Genomic DNA, 21,848 nt, shown 5'->3' with positions numbered 1-21,848 from the left:
ACCTGATCCCTCCTGCCTTCATGAGTCGGACATCTGCTGCTCGCCTGTCGTGGAGGGCGCGCTGATATGCAGCGTCTTCCCCGCTTCGTTGCGACCGCCACGCGCTGGGGCCTGAGCCTGTGTGCGCTGCTGTTAGTGCTGGCTGCGCTCTACGTCAGCCTCGGGCGTCAGCTGACGCCTATGGTCGCCGAATACCGCGTCGATGTTGAAACCCGGGCCAGTAGCGCCTTGGGGATCCCTGTGAGTATTGGCAGTCTGGAAGGAAACTGGAGCGGGTTCGCGCCGGTGGTGCTGGCGCACGACGTCATGGTCGGTGAGGGCAGCAGCGCCTTGCGTCTGGACAGTGTCAGGGTTGTGCCTGATCTGTGGGAAAGCTTGCTGGCACGTGATGTGCGGCTCGCGCATCTGGAAGTCGATGGGCTGCAAATCATTCTCAAGCAGGATCAGGACGGTAAATGGACGGTGCCTGGCTTGCCGGTCAACAATGACAGCCCGGTCGATCCCGAGAAAATCCTGACGCAGTTGCAGAGGGTTTCGCGTCTCTCGCTGCTCAGCAGTCAGGTCACCCTGCAACCCTTTAACGAATCTCCGCTGACCCTGACGTACGTCAACCTCAGCCTTGCCACGGGCAGCTATCACCAACGCCTTGATGCCCGCCTGACCCTGCCTGACGGCCAGCCAGTGGCGATGAACCTGCGCACCCGTATCCAGGCCAGTCGCTGGAAAGAGGGCGAGGCCGATCTGTACGCCAGCCTGCCCCAGAGTGACTGGGCCAAATGGTTGCCTAAAAGCCTGACCCGTGAGTGGACTGTCTCTACGCTCAAGGCCGGTGGCGAGTTCTGGCTGAGCTGGAGCAAGGGTTCGGTGGCCAGTGCCGCTGCTCGGCTTCATGCGCCACAGATCAAAGGCGTCTACGCCGCACGCAAGCCGGCGACCGTCGATGATCTGGCGCTCAACGCCTGGCTTGAACGGACTCACAACGGCTTTGACCTGAAGCTGGATTCGCTGGCCATGAGCCTGGGCAGCACCCGCTGGGAAAGCCGCATGCAGCTAAGCCAGACAGCAGCAACGCCCGACAGCGAAGAGCTGTGGCATGTGCAGGCCGACCGTCTGGATCTGACGCCGCTGACGCCCTTGATCGACTCGCTGGCCCCCTTGCCGGAAAAGGCGATGGCGGTGGTCGATGGCCTCAAAGTCAAAGGCGGGCTGCGTAACGTATTGATCGATTACCGGCCGCAGGCCACGGGTGACAAGCGTCTTGGCTTTGCGGCCAACCTGGATAATGTCGGTTTCAATGCCTATCGCGGTGCGCCGGCGGCAGGCAATGTCAGTGGCGCGATCAGCGGCGATCTCGGACAGGGCGAGCTGCGTCTGGACACCCGCGATTTCATGTTGCACCTGGACCCCATTTTCGCCAAGCCTTGGCGCTACCAGAAAGCCAACGCTCGGTTGACCTGGAAACTGGATGATCAAGCGTTCACCCTGATCGCGCCTTACATCAAAGTGTTGGGCGATGAGGGCAAGATCGCAGCCGACTTCAAGATCCGTATTCACCTCAATCACGATCAGGAAGACTACATGGACCTGCGGGTCGGCATGGTTGACGGCGACGGTCGTTACACCAGCAAGTACCTGCCTGCGGTGTTGAGCCCCGAGCTGGATCGTTGGTTGCGCACCGCGATTGTCAGCGGCGCGGTCAAGCAAGGGTTTTTCCAGTATCAGGGCTCGTTGAACAAGAACGCGCCGGACACCGCGCGGGTCATCAGCCTGTTTTTCGACGTGAGCAATGCAACGCTCGCGTTCCAGCCGGGATGGCCTTCGCTGACCGGCGTTGATGGCAAGGTGTACGTCGAGAACAGTGGCGTGCGGGTCAAGGCCAGCAAAGGTCAGATTCTAAATACCCAGGTCAGCAACGTGCTGGTCAATATTCCTCATGTCGAGTCCGGCAAGGACAGCCATCTGTTGGTGGACGGCAACGTTTCCGGCACCGTGGCCGATGGCCTGAAGATTCTTCAGGAAGCACCGATCGGCACTGGCAAAACCTTTGCCGGATGGCAGGGCGAGGGGCCGCTGGAAGGCAAGCTGAAACTGGATATTCCTCTGGCCAAAGGCGTCGAGCCGAAGGTCGTGGTGGACTTCAGCACACGTGATGCGCGTCTGAAACTGACCGACCCTGCACTGGATCTGACAAAACTCCGGGGCGACTTTCGCTTCGACAGCGACAAAGGCCTCGGCGGCAAAGGCATTCGCGCCCAGGCATTCGACCGGCCTGTCACAGCAGAGATCGCTGCCGAAGGCAAGCCGGGAGCGAATGTGACCCGTATCGTGGCCAACGGGCAGATCACCGTCAAAAAACTTACCGATTGGCTCGACGTGAAGCAGGCGTTGCCTGTGTCCGGCGACCTGCCGTTTCAGTTGCAATTGACGCTGGACGACAAAAGCAGCCCCATGCTGATCACGTCTCCGTTGAAGGGCGTCGCGATCGACTTGCCTGCACCGTTTGGCAAGACGGCGGAGCAGGAGCGCGCCAGTGAGTTCCGGATGACGCTGCAAGGCGCTGAGCGGCGTTTTGGCGCGGCCTATGGCGACATCGCCAATCTGGCGTTCGCAGCGCCTGATGGAAAATTTGCCGACGGTCGGGGTGAGCTGTTTCTCGGCCAGGGTGGCGCCATCGTGCCGGATGCCAAAGGGCTGCGGGTCAGCGGCAGCATGGCCGAACTCGACATCGCACCCTGGCAGGCGATCATTGATCGATACTCTGGCGGCGATCCCGGCGGTAACGCCAAACAACTGCTCAACAGTGTTGACGTGCAGATCGGCAAGCTGACGGCGATGGGCACCACGCTCAACGATGTTCGTGTTCAGTTGCAGCGCACGGCTGCAGCCTGGGCGCTGTCGCTGGACAGTGCGCTGGTCAAGGGCACGGCGACGCTGCCTGACGCCAAGTCGGCCCCCATCGGTATCAACATGCTGTACGTGCGCTTACCGGCGGCCGACACCAAGGCGGTGGTCATCGAAAACCCGCCAGACCCGCTGGCTGACGTCGATCCCAGCAAGATTCCTGCGTTGGACGTGAAGATTTCTCAGCTGTTCCAGGGCGATCAACTGCTGGGTGCCTGGGCGCTGAAGATTCGGCCGACGGCAACCGGTATCCGCATGTCGGACATGAGCCTGGGCCTCAAAGGCATCCTGCTGGAAGGCGAGGGTGTGTGGGAGGGCGCTCCGGGGGCTAGCAGCAGTTGGTTCAAGGGCCAACTGGGCGGCAAGAATCTCGCCGATGTGCTGAAAGCCTGGAGCTTTGCGCCGACCGTGACCAGTGAAAGCTTCGAACTGAATTTCGATGGTCGCTGGCCGGGTTCGCCGGCCTGGGTGGGGCTCAAGCGTTATTCCGGCAGCCTGGATGCCACCTTGCGCAACGGTCAGTTCGTCGAAGTCGAGGGCGGGGCGCAAGCACTGCGAGTGTTCGGTTTGCTGAACTTCAATTCTATCGGCCGCCGTCTGCGCCTGGACTTCTCTGACCTGCTGGGCAAGGGGCTCAGCTATGACCGGGTCAAGGGGCTGTTGGTGGCGAGTGAAGGCGTCTACGTCACGCGCAACCCGATCACGTTGACCGGGCCGTCCAGCAACCTTGAACTCAATGGCACGCTGGACATGGTCAAGGACCGGGTCGACGCCAAGTTGTTGGTGACCTTGCCGGTCACCAACAACCTGCCGATTGCCGCTCTGATCGTGGGCGCGCCAGCCATCGGCGGTGCGCTGTTCCTGGTGGACAAGCTGCTGGGTGACCGGGTTGCGCGGTTTGCCAGCGTGCAATACAAGGTTGAAGGTCCGTGGAAAGAGCCCAAGATCACCTTCGACAAGCCTTTTGAAAAGCCTCAATAACGCGTCATGGAGTACAGTGGTGCCCACTCCGTTCAAAAGAGGGTCACCATGTCTTTTGCCGTGATTCAGATGGTCAGCCAAAGCGATATTGCGGCTAACCTGACCTGTGCCCGAGCATTGCTGGAACAGGCCGCCGAGGGCGGTGCCCGGCTTGCGGTACTGCCGGAAAACTTCGCCGCGATAGGGCGCCGGGACGCTGCCGATATCGGTCGCGCCGAAGCGTCAGGCCAGGGATTGATCCTGCCGTGGTTGAAACTTGCCGCTCGCGACCTCAAGTTATGGATAGTCGCCGGAACACTACCCCTCCCGCCTAACGATCAGCCTCAGAGCAAGGTAACGGCCTGTTCACTGCTGATCGATGAACACGGCGAGCAGGTGGCGCGCTACGACAAGCTGCACCTGTTCGACGTGGACGTTGCGGACAATAGAGGTCGCTACCGCGAATCGGATGACTATGCTCATGGAAACAACATCGTGGTGGCCGACACCCCGGTCGGACGGCTCGGGCTGAGCGTCTGCTACGACCTGCGTTTCCCGGAGCTGTATACCGCGCTACGTGAAGCCGGTGCCGAGCTGATTACCGCACCCTCGGCGTTTACCGCCGTGACGGGCGCTGCTCATTGGGAGATTCTGATCCGGGCGCGCGCCATTGAAACCCAGTGTTACCTGCTGGCGGCAGCACAAGGCGGGGTGCATCCGGGGCCTCGCGAGACATACGGGCATGCGGCCATCGTCGACCCTTGGGGCCGTGTCCTGGCTCAGCAAGCGCAGGGCGAAGCCGTGCTGCTGGCCACACGTGACAGTGAAGAACAGGCGTCCATACGGGCGCGGATGCCGGTGTCCAGTCACCGGCGCTTTTTTTCGCAGGACGCTTTGCGGCCTGCTTCGGAGTGAATATGAGTGACGTGTCCTCAGTCAGTGAACACCTTCTGGCACCCGGCGGCCTGAGCCTCGACAGCCTGCAATCGGTGCTGGGCGAACTGGCAGGTCCGGGTATCGATGCCGCTGATCTGTATTTCCAAGGGATGATCTCCGAGTCCTGGTCGCTTGAAGACGGCATCGTCAAGGAAGGCAGTTTCAACCTTGACCAAGGCGTTGGCGTGCGTGCCCAGTCCGGTGAGAAAACCGGTTTTGCCTACAGCAATGCGATCACCGAAGAAGCGCTGCTCACCGCCGCACGTGCCGCACGTTCGATTTCCCGTGCCGGACAGAATGGTCGTGTTCAGGCGTTCACGTCTCAGGACGTGGCTCAGCTTTATGGCCCGGACAACCCGCTGGAAGTGCTGACCCGTGCCGAAAAGGTCGAGCTGCTCAAGCGTATCGATGTGGCAACCCGTGCCCTGGATCCGCGTATTCAGCAGGTTTCGGTGAGCATGGCTGGCGTCTGGGAGCGCATTCTGGTCGCCGCTGCCGATGGCAGCCTGGCCGCCGATGTGCGTCCGCTGGTACGTTTCAACGTCAGCGTGATCGTCGAGCAGAACGGCCGTCGCGAACGCGGCGGTCATGGCGGCGGTGGGCGTACCGACTACCGCTATTTCCTGACCGATGATCGCGCAATGGGCTATGCCCGCGAAGCGTTGCGTCAGGCGCTGGTCAATCTTGAAGCCATTCCTGCACCGGCAGGCACCTTGTCGGTCGTGCTGGGCTCCGGCTGGTCGGGCGTTCTGCTGCATGAAGCGGTCGGTCACGGGCTGGAAGGCGACTTCAACCGCAAGGGCAGCTCGGCCTACAGCGGCCGGATGGGTGAAATGGTGGCTTCCAAGCTGTGCACCATCGTCGACGACGGCACGTTGGCCGGTCGCCGTGGATCGCTGAGTGTCGATGACGAAGGCACCCCGACCGAATGCACCACCCTGATCGAGAACGGCGTGCTCAAGGGCTACATGCAGGATAAGTTGAACGCCCGTCTGATGGGCGTGGCGAGGACCGGCAACGGGCGTCGCGAATCCTATGCGCATCTGCCGATGCCACGCATGACCAACACTTACATGCTCGGCGGTCAGAGCGACCCACAGGAAATCATCGCGTCGGTGAAGCGCGGCATCTACTGCGCCAACCTGGGCGGCGGTCAGGTTGACATCACCAGCGGCAAGTTCGTGTTCTCGACCAGTGAGGCGTACCTGATCGAAGACGGCAAGATCACCGCACCCGTCAAAGGCGCAACCTTGATCGGCAACGGGCCGGAAGCGATGAGCAAGGTGTCGATGGTGGGCAACGACCTGTCGCTGGACAGCGGCGTCGGTACGTGTGGCAAAGACGGCCAGTCAGTGCCGGTCGGCGTGGGTCAGCCTACGCTGAAGATAGACGCGATCACGGTTGGCGGTACAGGTAACTGAACGTGAGTCGGGACTGGCCGCTGGCCAGTCCCGCGGTCGATATCAACGCAGACCGCGTTGAATTTCGTCCAGCTCACGAATGTATTTAAAGATTTTGCGGCTGGTGGCCGGCGGTTTGTTGCGTGCAACTTCGTGTTGCGCCTGACGGATCAGGGAGCGCAGTTGCTGGCGGTCGGCGTCCGGGTATTCGGCAACGAATTTTTCCAGATCGCTGTCATCACCCGCGATCAAGCGGTCACGCCAGCGCTCAAGGCCGTGAAAACGTTCGTTGTATTGGCGAGTGGAGGCATCGAGTTGGTCCAGCAAAACCAGAATGGCTTCCTGGTCCTGATCGCGCATCAGCTTGCCGATGAACAGGATGTGCCGCTTTCGCGCAATGTTGGCCGTGTGCTTGGGCGCTTCAGCCAAGGCCTTGCGCAGCGCATCGGTCAACGGCAGTTTGGCCAGCACATCGGCTTTGAGTGTCGTCAGTCGCTCGCCGAGATCAACCAGAGCATGCAGCTCTCGTTTGACCTGGGTTTTGCTTTTCTCCCCGTCGAGGGAGTCGTCGTAAGAATCAACCATGGGGGCAGTCCGCAAAGAAACGCCGCCATGATAACCAGTCGGGGGCCGCTTGTCCGGCCCGGTCGGTATTCGGCCTGTGCCGAAAGCAGAATTTGATGGAGAAAGTCATGAGTGCAACCCAAAGCGTCGGCCCACAGGCCTTGCCCGAACTGCAAGAACAGGTCGAGCAGATCATCGCCGAAGCCAGGCGTCAGGGCGCCAGTGCTTGCGAAGTCGCGGTCTCGCTGGAGCAGGGGTTATCGACCTCAGTGCGTCAGCGCGAAGTCGAAACGGTCGAATTCAATCGCGATCAGGGTTTCGGTATCACGCTCTATGTCGGGCAGCGCAAAGGCTCGGCCAGCACCTCGGCCACCGGCGCTGATGCGATTCGTGAAACCGTTGCCGCTGCGCTGGCAATTGCCGAGCACACCTCCGAGGACGAGAGTTCCGGCCTTGCAGATGCCGCGTTGATGGCCAAAGAAACGATGGATTTCGACCTCTACCATGCCTGGGACATCACACCCGAGCAGTCCATCGAAAAGGCTCTGCTGTGCGAGGCCGCCGCCTTTGACGCCGACAGTCGGATCAAGAACGCCGATGGCACCACGCTCAATACCCATCAAGGCTGCCGCGTGTACGGCAACAGCAACGGATTCATTGGCGGTTATGCGTCGACTCGGCACAGCCTCAGTTGCGTGATGATCGCTGAAGGCGAAGGCCAGATGCAACGCGATTACTGGTACGACGTGAACCGCCAAGGCCAATTGCTGGCAGATGCCGAAAGCATCGGTCGCAAGGCGGCGCAGCGTGCTGCGAGCCGTCTGGGCGCGCGTCCGGTTCCCACCTGTGAAGTGCCAGTGCTGTTTTCCGCAGAACTGGCTGGTGGGCTGTTCGGCAGCTTTCTGGGGGCTATTTCCGGCGGCACGCTGTATCGCAAGTCGTCATTTCTTCAGGACTCGCTGGGGCAACGTCTGTTTCCTGAGTGGATGACCATCGACGAACGTCCGCACCTGATGCGTGCGATGGGCAGCTCGGCGTTCGACAGTGATGGTCTGGCCACGTATGCCAAGCCCTTCGTCGAGAACGGCGACCTGGTGTCCTACGTGCTCAGCACCTACTCGGGCCGGAAACTCGGCATGCCAAGCACCGCCAACGCAGGCGGCGTGCATAACCTGTTCGTGACGCATGGCACCGAAGATCAGGACGCGCTGATCCGGCGCATGGGGCGTGGCCTGTTGGTCACCGAACTGATGGGCAGCGGCTTGAACATGGTCACCGGCGACTACTCACGCGGTGCAGCGGGTTTCTGGGTCGAGAACGGCGAGATCCAGTTTCCCGTTCAAGAAGTGACCATCGCGGGCAACATGCGCGATATGTTCAAGCAGATCGTCGCCGTTGGCAGCGACCTGGAACTGCGCAGCAATATCCGCACCGGCTCGGTCCTGATCGAGCACATGACGGTTGCGGGTAGCTAAAACGGGTCAAGACAAAAGTATTCGACTGAATGCATGCCCCGTGGGAGGCGGCTTGCCGGCGATGGCGTCAGTTCAGTCAGCGATAGGTCGCTGCTGAAAAAGCATCGCCAGCAAGCCGCCTTCCACAATCCGTGATTGCAGCAAGACTTGTGTATAACGATGAGCACGGGGCATTGGTGTTTAGCTCTGGATGCTCTACGTTCTGTCAGATCTGATGCACAGATTCTTTTCTCCTCATTATCTCCACCTGTCCCCTCGATCCAAATCCGCACTTGTTTTGATTCTTGATCTCATTCAATAATGAATCTCATTTCACAATGAGGTGCGGTCATGGGATCTGTGCTGCACGAGCTGCCTTATCTGGAAAACTGGCGTGGGTTGAGCCTGCGGATTCGCTGCGCGCTCGAGCCTGACGAGCCACGGCTGATCGAGCATTATCTCGCCGAAGGGCGCTATCTGGCGCGCTTCACTGCAACGCCTCACGCCATGATCGCCGAAACCTCCTTTCGTCTGCTGATGGACACTGCTCGCGACACCGTGCTGCCTTGGCACTGGCGCTGCCTGTGTCTGGATCAGGCCTGGCGTCCGCTGCGCGATGTCGAGGCGCTTGCCTCCACGCCTGCCCGCCGTCAGCGCTGGGAAGCCTGTGTTCACCTACTGGCCTCCTGCGTGCTGCAACCCTCGATTTCTCCCTCTGAACTGGTGCAAGGACATTGCGATGAGTAATACCCGTATCGAACGCGACAGCATGGGCCCGCTTCAGGTGCCGGCCGAAGCGCTGTATGGCGCGCAGACTCAGCGTGCGGTGGATAACTTTCCGATCAGCCACCAGCGTATGCCCCGGCAGTTCGTGCGTGCGCTGTTGCTGGCCAAAGCCTCGGCGGCGCATGCGAATCTTGAGCTGGAGCAAATCACTGAAGGGCAAAGCAGGGCAATTGTCGGCGCAGTCGGGCAGTTACTGAGCAGCGATTTCATGGCTCACTTTCCGGTGGATATTTTTCAGACCGGATCTGGCACGAGCACCAACATGAACGCAAACGAGGTGATCGCAACGCTCGCCAGTCGCATTCTGGGCGAGCCGGTCAACCCCAACGATCACGTCAATTGTGGACAAAGCAGCAATGACATCATTCCAACGACGATTCACGTCAGCGCCGCGCTCGCGTTGCATGAGCAGTTGCTGCCGGCCCTGAATCATCTGGTGCAGGTGACCGAACACAAGGCGGTTCAGGTTCACGCCTTCGTCAAGACCGGCCGCACGCACCTGATGGACGCCATGCCGGTGCGCATGAGCCAGGTATTGAACGGCTGGTCACAGCAGATTCGCGCCAACATCGAGCATTTGCAGGGGCTGCAACCTAGCCTCCAGTCACTGGCCCAGGGTGGCACGGCGGTTGGCACGGGTATCAACGCGCATCCCGAGTTTGCCGCTCGCTTCAGCGCGCACCTCAATGCCTTGAGTGGCGTCACCTTCACCCAAGGCAAGGACCTGTTTGCGCTGATCGGCTCCCAAGATACGGCGGTGGCTGTTTCCGGTCAGCTCAAGGCCACCGCCGTTTCGCTGATGAAGATCGCCAATGACCTGCGCTGGATGAACTCCGGCCCCTTGGCAGGGCTCGGCGAGATCGAGCTTGAAGCCTTGCAGCCGGGGTCTTCGATCATGCCGGGCAAGGTTAACCCGGTCATCCCGGAAGCCACTGCGATGGTTGCTGCGCAAGTGATCGGCAATGACACCACGATCACAGTGGCGGGTCAGTCCGGCAACTTCGAGCTGAACGTGATGCTGCCGATCATTGCTCAGAACCTGCTCAGCAGCCTCGAGTTGCTCGCCAACGCCAGCCGTCTGCTGGCCGACAAGGCGATTGCCAGCTTCAAGGTCAACGAAGCCAGGCTCAAGGAAGCGTTGTCGCGTAATCCGATTCTGGTCACGGCGCTTAACCCGATCATTGGTTACCAGAAAGCGGCCGAAATCGCCAAGAAAGCCTATCAGGAAGGTCGTCCGGTGATTGATGTCGCGCTGGAACACACCGACCTGCAACGCAGCCAGCTGGACGCGTTGCTCAACCCCGAAAAACTCACCGCTGGCGGTATTTGATTCCGTCCGGCCAACGCACCTGGAGGTATGTCATGCAGCATTGGAAACGCACCATTGAACAGGCCAATCGCTGTTTCAATCTCGGCGACTGGGTCGAAGCCCGTGAGCTGTACCTTCAGGCGTTGGCGCTGGCGCAGGTCTTGTTCGAACGCTGGGCAGATGCAGACGAGGCTGTCGCGGCGTGTGTGATCTCTCACCACAATCTGGCCGATCTGCACCTGAGCCTCGGTCAGCCGGAGGAGAGCGCCGAATACTTGTGCGCGATCCATCAGCACCTGTTGCAGACCATGCAAAACCAGCGTCTGTCACCGGCCCTGCGTCAGGCTGCCTTGCGGCACAGCAGCAAAACCTACATCGAGTTGCTGGGCTTCATCAGTGAACACGGCGAATACCCCCGCACTCATGGTCTCCTGAACAGCAGCGGCGAACATACACGTTCCTCGTTGCAGCGTGATTCAGCGGCCGCCCCCGGCCTTTTCTACGGAGCACATTGATATGCCCTTTACGCTACCCGAACTGCCTTACGCCTACGATGCCCTCGAACCGCACATTGATGCGCAAACGATGGAGATCCATTACACCAAGCATCATCAGACTTATATCAACAACCTGAACGCTGCGGTGGACGGCACTGAATACGCCGAGTGGCCCATCGAAAAGCTGGTCGCCAGCGTCAAGCAGTTGCCTGAGAACCTGCGTGCGGCCGTGATCAATCAGGGCGGCGGTCATGCCAACCATTCGCTGTTCTGGGACGTCATGGTGCCCGGCGGTGGCGGTTTGCCAAAAGGATCGGTCGCTCAAGCCATCGACGAACACCTGGGCGGCTTCGACAGCTTCAAGGAGGCCTTCACCAAAGCCGCGTTGACGCGTTTCGGCAGCGGCTGGGCCTGGCTGAGCGTTACGCCAGACAAGAAGCTGGTGGTGGAAAGCAGCGGTAACCAGGACAGCCCGCTGATGAATGGCAATACACCGATTCTCGGCCTGGACGTGTGGGAGCACGCTTACTACTTGCGCTACCAGAACCGTCGTCCCGAATACATCAACGCGTTTTACAACGTGGTCAATTGGGACGAAGTGTCCCGGCGTTATCAAGCCGCAGTGGCCTGATCCCTGATAACACGATTTAAGGCCGTTTATGCGTTCTGAAATACTCGCGATCAGCAGTGTTCGGTTGTTTCGTCTGGCAGTAGGGACCGTGCTGCTTCTGGCGGGTATGGCGTTATTGGTGGCTCAGGGGCTTGCCTGGCTGAACCTTGAGCCGCGCCTGTTGCGTGCTCTGGAGGGTGGCGCGATCTGTGCGCTGGGTACGGCGCTGGGCGCTGTCCCTGTTCTGGTGATCCGCAAGATGCCGGTTATGGTGTCGGACGGTTTGCTGGGGTTCGGTGCCGGGGTAATGCTGGCAGCGACGGCGTTCTCGCTGATCGTGCCGGGCCTCGCCGCTGCCGAGGGCCTTGGGCTGACGCCGTGGGGCGCTGGCGGCTTGATCAGTCTGGGCATCGTGATGGGTGCCCTGGGACTGTTCGCGGTGGATTACAGTGTTTCTCAGGGAGCGCAACCCAACGGTGCCCAGGATTATCCCGCGATTGCTCCGCGCATCTGGCTGTTCGTGATTGCCATTGTCGCGCATAACATCCCGGAAGGCATGGCGATCGGGGTGTCGGCAGGCGGCGGTTTGTCGGAGGCCGACAGCCTGGCCATCGGTATTGCCTTACAGGACGTCCCCGAAGGGCTGGTGATCGCTATGGTACTGGCGGGGGCGGGGATGTCGCGGATCAAGGCGTTCCTGATCGGGGCTGCGTCCGGGCTGGTCGAACCTGTGTTCGCATTGCTCGGGGCCTGGCTGGTTGCGATTGCAGAGCCTTTGCTGCCGTTCGGTCTGGCCCTTGCGGCCGGTGCCATGCTACTGGTGGTCACTCACGAGATCATTCCGGAGTCACGCTTGAACGGTCACAACAAGATTGCCAGCCTGGGCCTGATTGCAGGGTTCTGTCTGATGATGGTGATGGATACGGCGCTGGTTTAAGACCAGCGCAGGAACAACCGCGTCGCTTATTCGCCTTCGTCGAACTTGTTGTTGATCAGTTCGACCAGGCCATCCAGTGCGTCCTGCTCACCTTCGCCTTCGGTCATCAGATGGATCTCGGTGCCTTTGCCTGCGGCCAGCATCATAACCGCCATGATGCTCTTGCCGTCGACCATGCTCTCAGGCGAACGACCGACCCGGATCTGACAGGGAAACTTGCCGGCGACCCCAACGAACTTGGCGGCTGCGCGGGCGTGCAGGCCCAGTTTGTTGATGATGGTGATTTGACGAGCGGGCATCGCAGAAAAGATCCTTTCAGCTGAGGTCGCGGTGGCGAACCTGAACGTTCTTGAGTGATTGTTGCAAAACCTGACCCAGTCGCTCTGTCAGGTAGACAGACCGGTGATGTCCGCCTGTGCAGCCTATGGCGATGGTCACGTAGGAACGATTGCTGGCCGCAAATCGAGGCAGCCACTTGTTGAGGTAGGAGAAGATGTCCTGAAACATTTCTTCCACGTCGGCCTGTGCTGCCAGGTACTCGATGACCGGTTGCTCAAGACCCGAGTGGTCGCGCAATTCAGGTTTCCAGTACGGATTGGGCAGGCAGCGCACATCAAACACCAGGTCTGCATCGACCGGCATGCCACGCTTGAAGCCAAAGGACTCGATCAGGAACGCTGTGCCCGGCTCAGGCTTGTTCAACAAGCGCAACTTGAGCGTATCGCGTAATTGATACAGATTGAGGTGAGTCGTATTGATCTTCAGGTCGGCCAGATCGATGATCGGACCGAGCAGGGTGCTTTCGTCGCGTATCGCTTCGGCCAGTGAACGATCGGAAGTGCTCAGTGGATGGCGACGTCGTGTTTCTGAGAAACGCTTGAGCAGCGTCGCTTCGTCGGCATCCAGATACAGCACATCGCACTGGATATTGCGCGAGCGCACTTCATCGAGCATTGCGGGGAAGCGGGTCAAGTGACTGGGCAGATTGCGAGCGTCGATGGACACTGCCAGCAAGGGTTCCGCCAATTCGGTATTGATCAACGCGCGTTCGGCGAGCTCCGGCAGCAGGCCTGCGGGCAGGTTGTCGACGCAATAGAACCCGCTGTCTTCCAGTACATCGAGCGCTGTACTTTTGCCCGAGCCGGAGCGGCCACTCACGATGATCATGCGCATGGTCAATGGCCGTTCTGTACGTCCAGCACCACTTGATAAAGCGCTTCACCGCTTTTGGCACTGCGTAGGCGGTCGCGCACGTCGGCGCGGTCCAGCATGCTGGCAATCTGGCGCAGCAGCTCAAGGTGTTCATCGGTAGCGGCTTGCGGGACCAGCAACACGAACAGCAGGTCTACCGGGGCGCCATCGATGGCATCGAAGTCGATAGGGGCGTCAAGATGGATAACCGCACTGACAGGCTCGCCACAGGTGGAGAGGCGGCAGTGGGGGATGGCAATGCCATTGCCGAATCCGGTGGAGCCCAGCTTTTCGCGGGCGACCAGGGCTTCAAACACGGTTTGCGAATCCATACTCGGTACTTCACGGCCAATCAGGTTGGCAATGTGTTCGAGGGCACGCTTTTTACTGCCACCCGGCATGTTCACGACGGAACGGCCGGGGGTCAGGATTTTTTCAATTCGGATCATGTGTGATGAGCGTTAGCGAGCGTTTGCACCTTTGAGGATGCTTTGCTGCTTTTCCTTATGCTTGAGCAATTGTCTGTCGAGCTTGTCAGTGAGCAGGTCGATGGCCGCGTACATGTCGTCATGTTCAGCATTGGCAACTACCTCTCCACCGTGGATATGCAGCGTGGCTTCGATCTTCTGTTTCAGCTTCTCGACCGCCATCGTGACCTGCACATTAGTAATCTTGTCAAAATGCCCCTCGAGCTTTTTGAGCTTGAGCTCAACGTATTCACGAAGGGGCTTGGTCACTTCCAGTTGATGTCCACTGATGTTGACTTGCATACAGTTTTCTCCTTTGCCAGTGCATAAAGAGGCAGGCGTGGTGCCTGCCACTGGAACGCTGTGGCTCGGCCTGCATCACATCAATCGCTTGCGCTCGCTGGAGGGCGCAATCCCAAGAGATTCGCGGTACTTGGCGACTGTGCGACGGGCTACTTGAATGCCTTGTGCCTCCAGTAAACCAGCGATCTTGCTATCACTCAACGGCTTTTTCTGATTTTCAGCCGCAACCAGTTTTTTGATGATTGCGCGAATTGCAGTGGAGGAGCATTCGCCGCCTTCCGACGTACTGACGTGGCTGGAAAAGAAGTATTTCAGCTCGTAAATACCGCGGGGCGTGTGCATGAACTTTTGCGTCGTCACGCGAGAAATCGTCGATTCATGCATGCCCACCGCTTCGGCAATGTCGTGCAGCACCAGCGGTTTCATGGCTTCATCGCCGTACTCAAGAAAACCGCGTTGATGTTCCACGATCTGCGTGGCCACTTTCATCAGCGTTTCATTGCGGCTTTGCAGGCTTTTGATGAACCAGCGGGCCTCCTGCAATTGATTACGCATGAACGTGTTATCGGCGCTGGTATCGGCGCGGCGTACGAAGCCTGCGTACTGCGGGTTGACGCGCAGACGTGGTACCGATTCCTGATTCAGCTCAACCAGCCAGCGTTCATTGTCCTTGCGCACGATCACATCGGGAACGACGTATTCGGCTTCGGTGGACTCGATCTGGGAGCCGGGACGCGGGTTGAGGCTCTGCACCAGTTCGATGATCTGACGAAGCTCGTCTTCCTTGATCTTCATGCGGCGCATCAGTTGGCCGTAATCGCGGCTTCCCAGCAGATCGATGTAGTCGGTGACCAGACGCTGTGCCTCACTCAGCCAGGGCGTTTTCGCCGGTAGCTGGCGCAGTTGCAGCAGCAGGCACTCGCTGAGGGTGCGAGCACCGATGCCGGCCGGTTCGAATTGCTGGATGCGATGCAGAACAGCTTCGATCTCATCAAGCTCGATATCCAGCTCGGGATCAAAGGATTCGAGAATCTCTTCAAGGGTTTCGTCGAGATAACCCTGGTTGTTGATGCAGTCGATCAGTGTGACGGCGACCAGGCGGTCCTTGTCGGACATCGGCGCGACGTTGAGCTGCCAGAGCAAATGGCTTTGCAGGCTTTCGCCGACGGAGGTGCGAGTGGTGAAGTCCCATTCGTCATCATCGTTGCTGGGCAGGCTGCTGGCGCTGGTCTGGTAGATGTCTTCCCAAGCGGTATCGACCGGCAACTCATTGGGAATGCGCTCGTTCCATTCGCCTTCCTCAAGGTTGTCTACAGTGGGTGCAGACTCCTGGTAGGTCGGTTCCTGAACATCGGGATTGGGCTTTTGTTCGATGTTGTCGGCCAGAGGATCGGAGTTGTCGAAGTCATCACCTTCCTCCTGGCGCTCCAGCATGGGGTTTGATTCCAGCGCCTCCTGAATCTCCTGCTGGAGGTCCAGTGTGGATAGCTGAAGTAAGCGGATTGCCTGTTGCAGCTGCGGTGTCATCGTCAGCTGCTGGCCCATTCTCAAGACTAGCGATGGTTTCATGGCAGGGGCTAAACACCTTATTCGCCGGCGCATACGCGCCATCCACTACAGGCGCCTGAACGCCAACTTAAGCAAATTATATGCCTGAAAGCAGAGCGTTTGCCTAGAGCGTTACTAGAAATAAAACGTTGTCAACACGCCGCATCGATATGGGTGGCCCTGAAAGGCCGGATGCGGCGATTGCAAGCACGCGTTCTACAGGCGGAATTCGTGACCCAGATAGACTTCTTTCACCAACTGGTTTGCCAGAATGGTTTGCGAGTCACCTTCTGCGATCAGTTGCCCGTCGTTGACGATGTAGGCAGTTTCACAGATATCCAGCGTTTCACGGACGTTGTGGTCAGTGATCAGCACGCCAATGCCTTTGGCCTTGAGGTGGTGGATGATCTGCTTGATGTCGCCGACCGAAATCGGGTCAACGCCTGCAAAGGGTTCATCCAGAAGGATGAACTTGGGGGCAGTCGCCAGGGCGCGTGCAATCTCGACACGGCGCCGTTCGCCGCCCGAGAGGCTCATGCCCAGGTTGTCGCGAATATGCGTGATGTGGAATTCCTGCAGCAGGCTCTCCAGCTCCTTGCGCCGCGCCGCCATGTCGAGTTCCTTGCGGGTCTCGAGGATCGCCGTGATGTTGTCGGCGACCGACAGCTTGCGAAAGATCGAAGCTTCCTGCGGCAGGTAGCCGATACCTGCGCGGGCACGACCGTGCATCGGCTGGTGGCTCACGTCCAGATCGTCGATCAGCACTCGCCCCTGATCGGCCTGTACCAGCCCGACAATCATGTAGAAGCACGTGGTTTTGCCGGCGCCGTTAGGGCCCAGCAAGCCGACGATCTGGCCGCTGTCGATGGAGATGCTCACATCGCGCACGACCTGACGGCTTTTGTAGCTTTTAGCCAAATGCTGGGCTCTAAGCGTCGCCATTACTGGGCCTTCTGCGGTTGATCGGTTTTCTTCTTGGGCTGGATGACCATGTCGATCCGCGGACGAGGGGAGGTGACCTTCGCGCCGCCATTGGCACGACCTGCGCTGACGACCTGCCTGACGGTGTCGTAGACGATCTTCTCGCCTTCGGACGTGTTGCCGTCGTTGATGACCTTGGCCTTATCGATCAGAACGATCCGGTCCTGCCCCGCGTAATACTGGATCGTGACGGCATAGGCCTGCACGATTGGCTTGTCCACCGCAGGCTTCTGCTCGTAGTAGGCCAGGTTGCCGACGGAGGTGAACACGTCGACTTCACCCTGTGCGTTACGCGTGATGGTCACTGTGTTGCCGGTGATCTTCATCGAACCTTGCGTGATGATGACGTTGCCCTTGTAGGTGGCCACGCCTTTCTTGTCATCAAGCTGCGCATCGTCGGACTGGATGTGGATCGGCTGATCGCGGTCGGTTGGCAGGGACCAGGCGCTCGCGCTTCCCAGTGCTGCGCCCAGGCCGAGCAAAAAAGGAAGAGTTTTAACGAGCCTCATACTGTCCTCTAACGTTGGACAGCAGGTCCATCCTGCTGTCGTTCAAATACGCTTTCATTCCCTTGGCCGTAGTGACACCGCCCGCGGCGTCGATTCTAACGTCTTGGTCGGTCTGCGCATATTGCTTCTGTGGGAATACGGTCATGCGACTACTGGTGATGATAGTCGTACGTTGCTTTTCGTCGGTCCGGGCCACGCGCACGGAGTCGATCAGTTCGACCTGATCGCCGCTTGGCGACACTTCGCCCTGTTTGCTCTGTACGTGCCAGGGAAAGGCGGTGCCACGGTACATCTGCAGGTCAGGCGTGGTCAGCAGGGACACTTCTGTCTCTTTAAGATGCTCGACCTTGTCAGCGGTCATCTCGTACTGAACATTGCCGTCCGGCAGGTACTGAACGGTGTGTGTATTAACCGCGTAATAGTCGATGGCGTTTTCGTCCACGGAGCTGAGCGGTTGATCCATGAAACTTTCAGGGCTGACGTTCCAGTAGCCGACGGCAGCAAGAAGGAGGCCCAGAACGCCGAAAATCAGGAACTTCCGAATTTTTTTACTGAACATAAATGGCTTCTATAAATAGGCGGATTGAGCCGCTTCAAGGTTGCCTTGCGCACTCAAAATCAGTTCGCAGAATTCGCGGGCGGCACCTTCGCCGCCGCGCGCCTGGGTAATCCCGTGGGCATGCTGGCGAACAAAGGTTGCAGCGTTGGCAACCGCCATGCCCAGGCCGACGCGACGGATAACCGGCAAGTCTGGCAGATCATCGCCTAGATAGGCGACCTGTTCGTAACTCAAATTCAGTTCTGCCAACAATTGATCCAGCACCACCAACTTGTCTTCTCGCCCCTGATAGAGATGCTCGATGCCCAGATTCTTAGCTCGGCGCTCGACGATCGGAGTCTTTCGACCGCTGATAATGGCGGTGGTTACCCCGGAGGCTATCAGCATTTTGATGCCTTGGCCGTCGAGCGTGTTGAATGTCTTGAATTCGCTGCCGTCTTCGAGGAAGTAAAGCCGACCGTCGGTGAGTACGCCGTCGACGTCGAAAACGGCCAGCTTGATCGGCTTGCCTCGCTTCATGAGATCGCCGTTCGTGGCTTGAGTCTGCATTACATCACTCCTGCGCGCAGGAGATCCTGCAGATTGAAAGCCCCTATCGGGCGGTCGTCCTGATCAACGACGATGAGCGCGCCGATCTTGAAGTCTTCCATGATTTTCAGGGCTTCGGCAGCCAGCATATCGGCATGGGCAGTCTTGCCATGAATCGTCATGACGTCATCGATGGTCGTTTCACGAATATCGACAGGGCGGTCGAGCGTGCGACGCAAGTCGCCGTCGGTGAAGATCCCGGCCAGTTTGCCGTCGGTTTCCAGCACCGCTGTCATGCCTAAGCCTTTACGAGTCATTTCCAGCAAGGCATCGCGCAACAGTGTGCCACGCTGAACCGTAGGTAGCGCTTCACCGGCGTGCATCACGTGCTCTACCTTGAGCAGCAGCCGCCGACCCAGTGCTCCGCCCGGATGGGAAAAGGCAAAGTCTTCGGCAGTGAAGCCTCGGGCTTCGAGCAGGGCGACCGCCAGGGCATCGCCCATGACCAGCGTTGCAGTAGTCGATGAGGTGGGTGCCAGGTTCAGCGGGCAGGCCTCGTGTTCAACATGCACGTTCAGATTCACGTCCGCAGCCTTGGCCAGCGTCGATTCCGGATTGCCGGTCAGGCTGATCATGCGAATGCCAAGGCGCTTGATCAATGGCAGCAGCGTAACGATTTCGTTGGTCGTGCCGGAATTGGAAAGCGCCAGGATGATGTCATCCCGGGTAATCATGCCCATGTCGCCGTGGCTGGCTTCAGCCGGGTGTACGAAAAAAGAGGTGGTGCCGGTGCTCGCCAGCGTCGCGGCGATTTTATTGCCGACATGCCCGGACTTGCCCATACCGACCACGACAACCCGTCCTTTGCTGCCCAAGATCATTTCGCATGCACGCATGAAATCCCCATCGAGACGGCTCAGCAAGCCTTCGATGGCTTCTATCTCGAGACGAATGGTGCGTTGCGCGGATTGGATCAGGTCGCTGGATTGGTTCATGTCTTGAAAAGGTCGGACGGCTGAAAGGCGGCGATTATAGCGGTAATGTGCGATTCCCTCACGTCTGATCGTCGTTGTGTTGTTTATAAACGAATTTCCTACGCATTCGAGGGTCTGTAGTGGGGCAGCGGAGGTCGTGCTGCGAGAGGTACCCCCCGTACTAGGGGGCTCTTATAAGGTTATCCGGTGAATATCTGAACCAGCTGGTTCTCTTCTTGGGTGGCGCGTTGCTGCGATGGTATAGTTCGCGGCTTGTTCGGCCCGCCTGAACAGCTTGTCTTCCCTTGGGACTCGGCGGCTGAGGAGGGAGGCTGTATCGCTAGGAGTTTAGATGAGTCCTGATGACGCTTACGCAGTCGAGTTGAAAGGGGTTTCCTTCAGACGCGGTGCGCGCAGCATTTTCAATAATGTCGATATTCGTATTCCTCGGGGCAAAGTCACCGGGATCATGGGGCCATCCGGCTGCGGCAAGACTACCTTGCTGCGTCTGATGGGCGCGCAGTTGCGCCCCAGCGAAGGTCAAGTGTGGGTCAACGGTCAAAATCTGCCCGAGCTGTCGCGCAGCGATCTGTTCGACGCACGCAAGCAGATGGGCGTCCTGTTCCAGAGCGGCGCGCTGTTCACCGACCTGGACGTATTCGAAAACGTGGCCTTCCCGCTGCGCGTTCATACTGAGCTGCCTGAAGAAATGATCCGTGACATCGTGCTGCTCAAGCTGCAGGCCGTCGGGCTTCGCGGGGCAGTCGAGCTGATGCCCGACGAGCTGTCGGGGGGCATGAAGCGTCGTGTCGCGTTGGCGCGGGCAATCGCTCTCGATCCTCAGATTCTCATGTATGACGAGCCTTTCGTCGGGCAAGACCCGATTGCGATGGGTGTTCTGGTGCGTCTGATCCGCCTGCTAAACGATGCATTGGGCATTACCAGTATCGTGGTGTCTCACGACCTGACCGAAACCGCGAGCATCGCCGACTACCTGTATGTCGTTGGGGATGGCCAGGTACTGGGGCAAGGAACGCCGCAAGAGCTGATGTCTTCGGACAATCCGCGTATTCGTCAATTCATGACCGGCGAACCCGATGGCCCTGTGCCGTTTCATTATCCGGCGCCGGATTTTCGCGAAGACTTGTTGGGGAAGCGCTGATGCGCAAGAAGTCACTGATGGACCGTGTTCGCCTGCTTGGGCGTGCGGCCATAGATATCGTCACCGTTCTGGGGCGTTCGGGGATATTTCTCGCTAATGCCTTGCTGGGGCGCGGCGGTACGGGCAGCAGCTTTCAGTTGCTGGTCAAGCAGTTGTATTCCGTCGGCGTGATGTCCCTGGTCATCATCGTTGTCTCAGGTGCGTTTATTGGCATGGTGCTGGCACTGCAAGGTTTCAGCATCCTGACCAAGTACGGTTCGGAGCAGGCGGTCGGGCAGATGGTTGCACTGACACTGTTGCGCGAACTGGGGCCGGTCGTGACCGCTCTACTGTTCGCCGGCCGTGCAGGTTCCGCGTTGACCGCCGAAATCGGCAACATGAAATCTACCGAGCAGTTGTCCAGCCTGGAGATGATCGGTGTCGATCCGCTGAAGTACATCATTGCGCCACGTCTGTGGGCAGGCTTCATTTCGTTGCCGATCCTGGCGATGATTTTCAGCGTGGTCGGAATCTGGGGCGGATCCTGGGTAGCGATCGACTGGTTGGGCGTTTATGACGGCTCTTTCTGGTCGAACATGCAAAACAGCGTGTCCTTTACGAACGATGTGCTCAATGGGGTCATCAAAAGCGTCGTATTTGCTTTTGTGGTGACATGGATTGCCGTTTTCCAGGGTTATGACTGCGATCCCACTTCCGAGGGGATCAGTCGCGCAACGACCAAGACCGTTGTATATGCCTCGTTGGCAGTGCTGGGCCTGGACTTTATTTTGACCGCCTTGATGTTTGGAGATTTCTGATGCAAAACCGCGCCATCGAAACCGGTGTCGGCCTGTTCCTGCTGGCCGGGATACTGGCTCTGCTCCTGCTGGCCCTGCGAGTCAGTGGCCTTAGCACCAGTGCGACCAATGACAGTTATAAACTTTACGCCTACTTCGACAATATCGCCGGTTTGACTGTCAGAGCCAAGGTGAGCATGGCGGGTGTGACCGTTGGCCGGGTGACGGCGATCGATCTGGATCGCGATACCTTCACCGGGCGCGTCACGCTTGAGATTCAGAAGAAGGTGGACAACCTTCCGGCCGATTCCACGGCGTCGATCCTGACGGCGGGCTTGCTGGGTGAGAAATACATTGGTTTGAGCGTAGGTGGCGATGAAGCGCTGCTCAAGGATGGGTCGACCATCCACGACACGCAGTCATCACTGGTTCTTGAAGATCTGATCGGGAAATTCCTGCTCAATACCGTAAGTAAAGACGCTAAATGAGGAGCTAT

General features: G+C 59.0%; 23 protein-coding genes. 12 read left to right on the top strand and 11 right to left on the bottom strand.

The window, feature by feature from the left end; translation table 11 throughout:
* The first annotated feature begins 66 nt into the window (after positions 1-66).
* The 3 genes from ALP40_RS00960 to tldD are packed head-to-tail and all read left to right on the top strand — an operon-like array spanning position 67 to position 6,218.
* Entirely contained in the window at positions 67-3,882 is a 3,816-nt protein-coding gene (locus ALP40_RS00960) for a YhdP family protein (RefSeq protein WP_122206451.1), read from the top strand.
* 48 nt (positions 3,883-3,930) lie between these two features.
* Positions 3,931-4,776: a carbon-nitrogen hydrolase family protein gene (locus ALP40_RS00955; RefSeq protein WP_122206450.1), complete on the top strand. Its 846-nt coding sequence runs from the start codon at positions 3,931-3,933 to the stop codon at positions 4,774-4,776.
* A 2-nt stretch (positions 4,777-4,778) separates the two neighbouring features.
* The gene (gene tldD, locus ALP40_RS00950) at positions 4,779-6,218 is read left to right on the top strand and encodes a metalloprotease TldD (RefSeq protein WP_122206449.1); all 1,440 of its coding nucleotides are present in this window, start codon (positions 4,779-4,781) and stop codon (positions 6,216-6,218) included.
* Between the two features lie 42 nt (positions 6,219-6,260).
* Here the strand turns inward: tldD and yjgA are convergent, their stop codons facing one another.
* Positions 6,261-6,782 carry a ribosome biogenesis factor YjgA gene (gene yjgA / locus ALP40_RS00945; protein WP_122206448.1) on the bottom strand — a complete coding sequence of 174 codons (522 nt, stop codon included), beginning with the start codon at positions 6,780-6,782 and terminating at the stop codon, positions 6,261-6,263.
* Between the two features lie 107 nt (positions 6,783-6,889).
* Between yjgA and pmbA the strand changes: the two genes are divergently transcribed.
* From pmbA to ALP40_RS00915, 6 genes are all read left to right on the top strand, one after another.
* Complete coding sequence (gene pmbA / locus ALP40_RS00940; RefSeq protein WP_122206447.1) at positions 6,890-8,236, top strand: metalloprotease PmbA; 1,347 nt, start codon at positions 6,890-6,892, stop codon at positions 8,234-8,236.
* A 330-nt stretch (positions 8,237-8,566) separates the two neighbouring features.
* Positions 8,567-8,962 carry a FagA protein gene (locus ALP40_RS00935; protein ID WP_122206446.1) on the top strand — a complete coding sequence of 132 codons (396 nt, stop codon included), beginning with the start codon at positions 8,567-8,569 and terminating at the stop codon, positions 8,960-8,962.
* Positions 8,955-10,331, top strand: coding sequence for a lyase family protein (locus ALP40_RS00930; protein WP_122206445.1), 1,377 nt, complete (start codon positions 8,955-8,957; stop codon positions 10,329-10,331). The genes ALP40_RS00935 and ALP40_RS00930 overlap by 8 nt, the downstream gene beginning before the upstream one ends.
* A gap of 32 nt (positions 10,332-10,363) precedes the next feature.
* Positions 10,364-10,825, top strand: a complete 462-nt coding sequence (locus tag ALP40_RS00925; protein WP_122206444.1) for a tetratricopeptide repeat protein — start codon at positions 10,364-10,366, stop codon at positions 10,823-10,825.
* Position 10,826: 1 nt separating this feature from the next.
* Positions 10,827-11,438 carry a superoxide dismutase gene (locus ALP40_RS00920; RefSeq protein WP_122206443.1) on the top strand — a complete coding sequence of 204 codons (612 nt, stop codon included), beginning with the start codon at positions 10,827-10,829 and terminating at the stop codon, positions 11,436-11,438.
* A gap of 28 nt (positions 11,439-11,466) precedes the next feature.
* Positions 11,467-12,354: a ZIP family metal transporter gene (locus ALP40_RS00915; protein WP_122206442.1), complete on the top strand. Its 888-nt coding sequence runs from the start codon at positions 11,467-11,469 to the stop codon at positions 12,352-12,354.
* A 26-nt stretch (positions 12,355-12,380) separates the two neighbouring features.
* Here ALP40_RS00915 and ALP40_RS00910 read toward each other — a convergent pair whose 3' ends face one another.
* From ALP40_RS00910 to ALP40_RS00865, 10 genes are all read right to left on the bottom strand, one after another.
* Complete coding sequence (locus ALP40_RS00910; RefSeq protein WP_122206441.1) at positions 12,381-12,653, bottom strand: HPr family phosphocarrier protein; 273 nt, start codon at positions 12,651-12,653, stop codon at positions 12,381-12,383.
* A 16-nt stretch (positions 12,654-12,669) separates the two neighbouring features.
* Positions 12,670-13,527, bottom strand: coding sequence for an RNase adapter RapZ (gene rapZ / locus ALP40_RS00905; RefSeq protein WP_122206440.1), 858 nt, complete (start codon positions 13,525-13,527; stop codon positions 12,670-12,672).
* A 2-nt stretch (positions 13,528-13,529) separates the two neighbouring features.
* Complete coding sequence (gene ptsN, locus ALP40_RS00900) at positions 13,530-13,994, bottom strand: PTS IIA-like nitrogen regulatory protein PtsN (protein WP_122206439.1); 465 nt, start codon at positions 13,992-13,994, stop codon at positions 13,530-13,532.
* Between the two features lie 12 nt (positions 13,995-14,006).
* Positions 14,007-14,315, bottom strand: a complete 309-nt coding sequence (gene hpf, locus ALP40_RS00895; RefSeq protein ID WP_004881551.1) for a ribosome hibernation-promoting factor, HPF/YfiA family — start codon at positions 14,313-14,315, stop codon at positions 14,007-14,009.
* Between the two features lie 75 nt (positions 14,316-14,390).
* Complete coding sequence (locus tag ALP40_RS00890; protein WP_122206438.1) at positions 14,391-15,884, bottom strand: RNA polymerase factor sigma-54; 1,494 nt, start codon at positions 15,882-15,884, stop codon at positions 14,391-14,393.
* 195 nt (positions 15,885-16,079) lie between these two features.
* Positions 16,080-16,805, bottom strand: coding sequence for an LPS export ABC transporter ATP-binding protein (lptB, locus tag ALP40_RS00885; protein WP_122206437.1), 726 nt, complete (start codon positions 16,803-16,805; stop codon positions 16,080-16,082).
* A complete protein-coding gene (gene lptA / locus ALP40_RS00880; protein WP_122206436.1) occupies positions 16,805-17,353 on the bottom strand; it encodes a lipopolysaccharide transport periplasmic protein LptA in 549 nt (182 codons plus the stop codon). Before lptA ends, lptB begins: the two co-directional genes overlap by 1 nt.
* Complete coding sequence (lptC, locus tag ALP40_RS00875; protein WP_122206435.1) at positions 17,340-17,912, bottom strand: LPS export ABC transporter periplasmic protein LptC; 573 nt, start codon at positions 17,910-17,912, stop codon at positions 17,340-17,342. The genes lptA and lptC overlap by 14 nt, the downstream gene beginning before the upstream one ends.
* A 9-nt stretch (positions 17,913-17,921) precedes the next feature.
* Positions 17,922-18,461, bottom strand: coding sequence for an HAD family hydrolase (locus tag ALP40_RS00870; protein ID WP_122206434.1), 540 nt, complete (start codon positions 18,459-18,461; stop codon positions 17,922-17,924).
* Positions 18,461-19,435: a KpsF/GutQ family sugar-phosphate isomerase gene (locus ALP40_RS00865; RefSeq protein WP_122206433.1), complete on the bottom strand. Its 975-nt coding sequence runs from the start codon at positions 19,433-19,435 to the stop codon at positions 18,461-18,463. Before ALP40_RS00865 ends, ALP40_RS00870 begins: the two co-directional genes overlap by 1 nt.
* A 331-nt stretch (positions 19,436-19,766) precedes the next feature.
* Here ALP40_RS00865 and ALP40_RS00860 point away from each other — a divergent pair, with 331 nt between their 5' ends.
* The 3 genes from ALP40_RS00860 to mlaD are packed head-to-tail and all read left to right on the top strand — an operon-like array spanning position 19,767 to position 21,840.
* Positions 19,767-20,576: an ATP-binding cassette domain-containing protein gene (locus tag ALP40_RS00860; RefSeq protein WP_122206432.1), complete on the top strand. Its 810-nt coding sequence runs from the start codon at positions 19,767-19,769 to the stop codon at positions 20,574-20,576.
* Positions 20,576-21,373, top strand: coding sequence for a lipid asymmetry maintenance ABC transporter permease subunit MlaE (gene mlaE / locus ALP40_RS00855; RefSeq protein WP_122206431.1), 798 nt, complete (start codon positions 20,576-20,578; stop codon positions 21,371-21,373). Before ALP40_RS00860 ends, mlaE begins: the two co-directional genes overlap by 1 nt.
* On the top strand, positions 21,373-21,840 hold the full coding sequence (mlaD, locus tag ALP40_RS00850; RefSeq protein ID WP_122206430.1) for an outer membrane lipid asymmetry maintenance protein MlaD: 468 nt from the start codon (positions 21,373-21,375) through the stop codon (positions 21,838-21,840). Before mlaE ends, mlaD begins: the two co-directional genes overlap by 1 nt.
* Positions 21,841-21,848 lie beyond the last annotated feature (8 nt).

The organism is Pseudomonas viridiflava (assembly GCF_003702045.1).
Taxonomy (GTDB): Bacteria; Pseudomonadota; Gammaproteobacteria; order Pseudomonadales; family Pseudomonadaceae; genus Aquipseudomonas; species Aquipseudomonas viridiflava_C.
The sequence above is the reverse complement of the archived record's forward strand: the minus strand, read 5'-3'. Positions and strand labels throughout refer to the sequence as shown.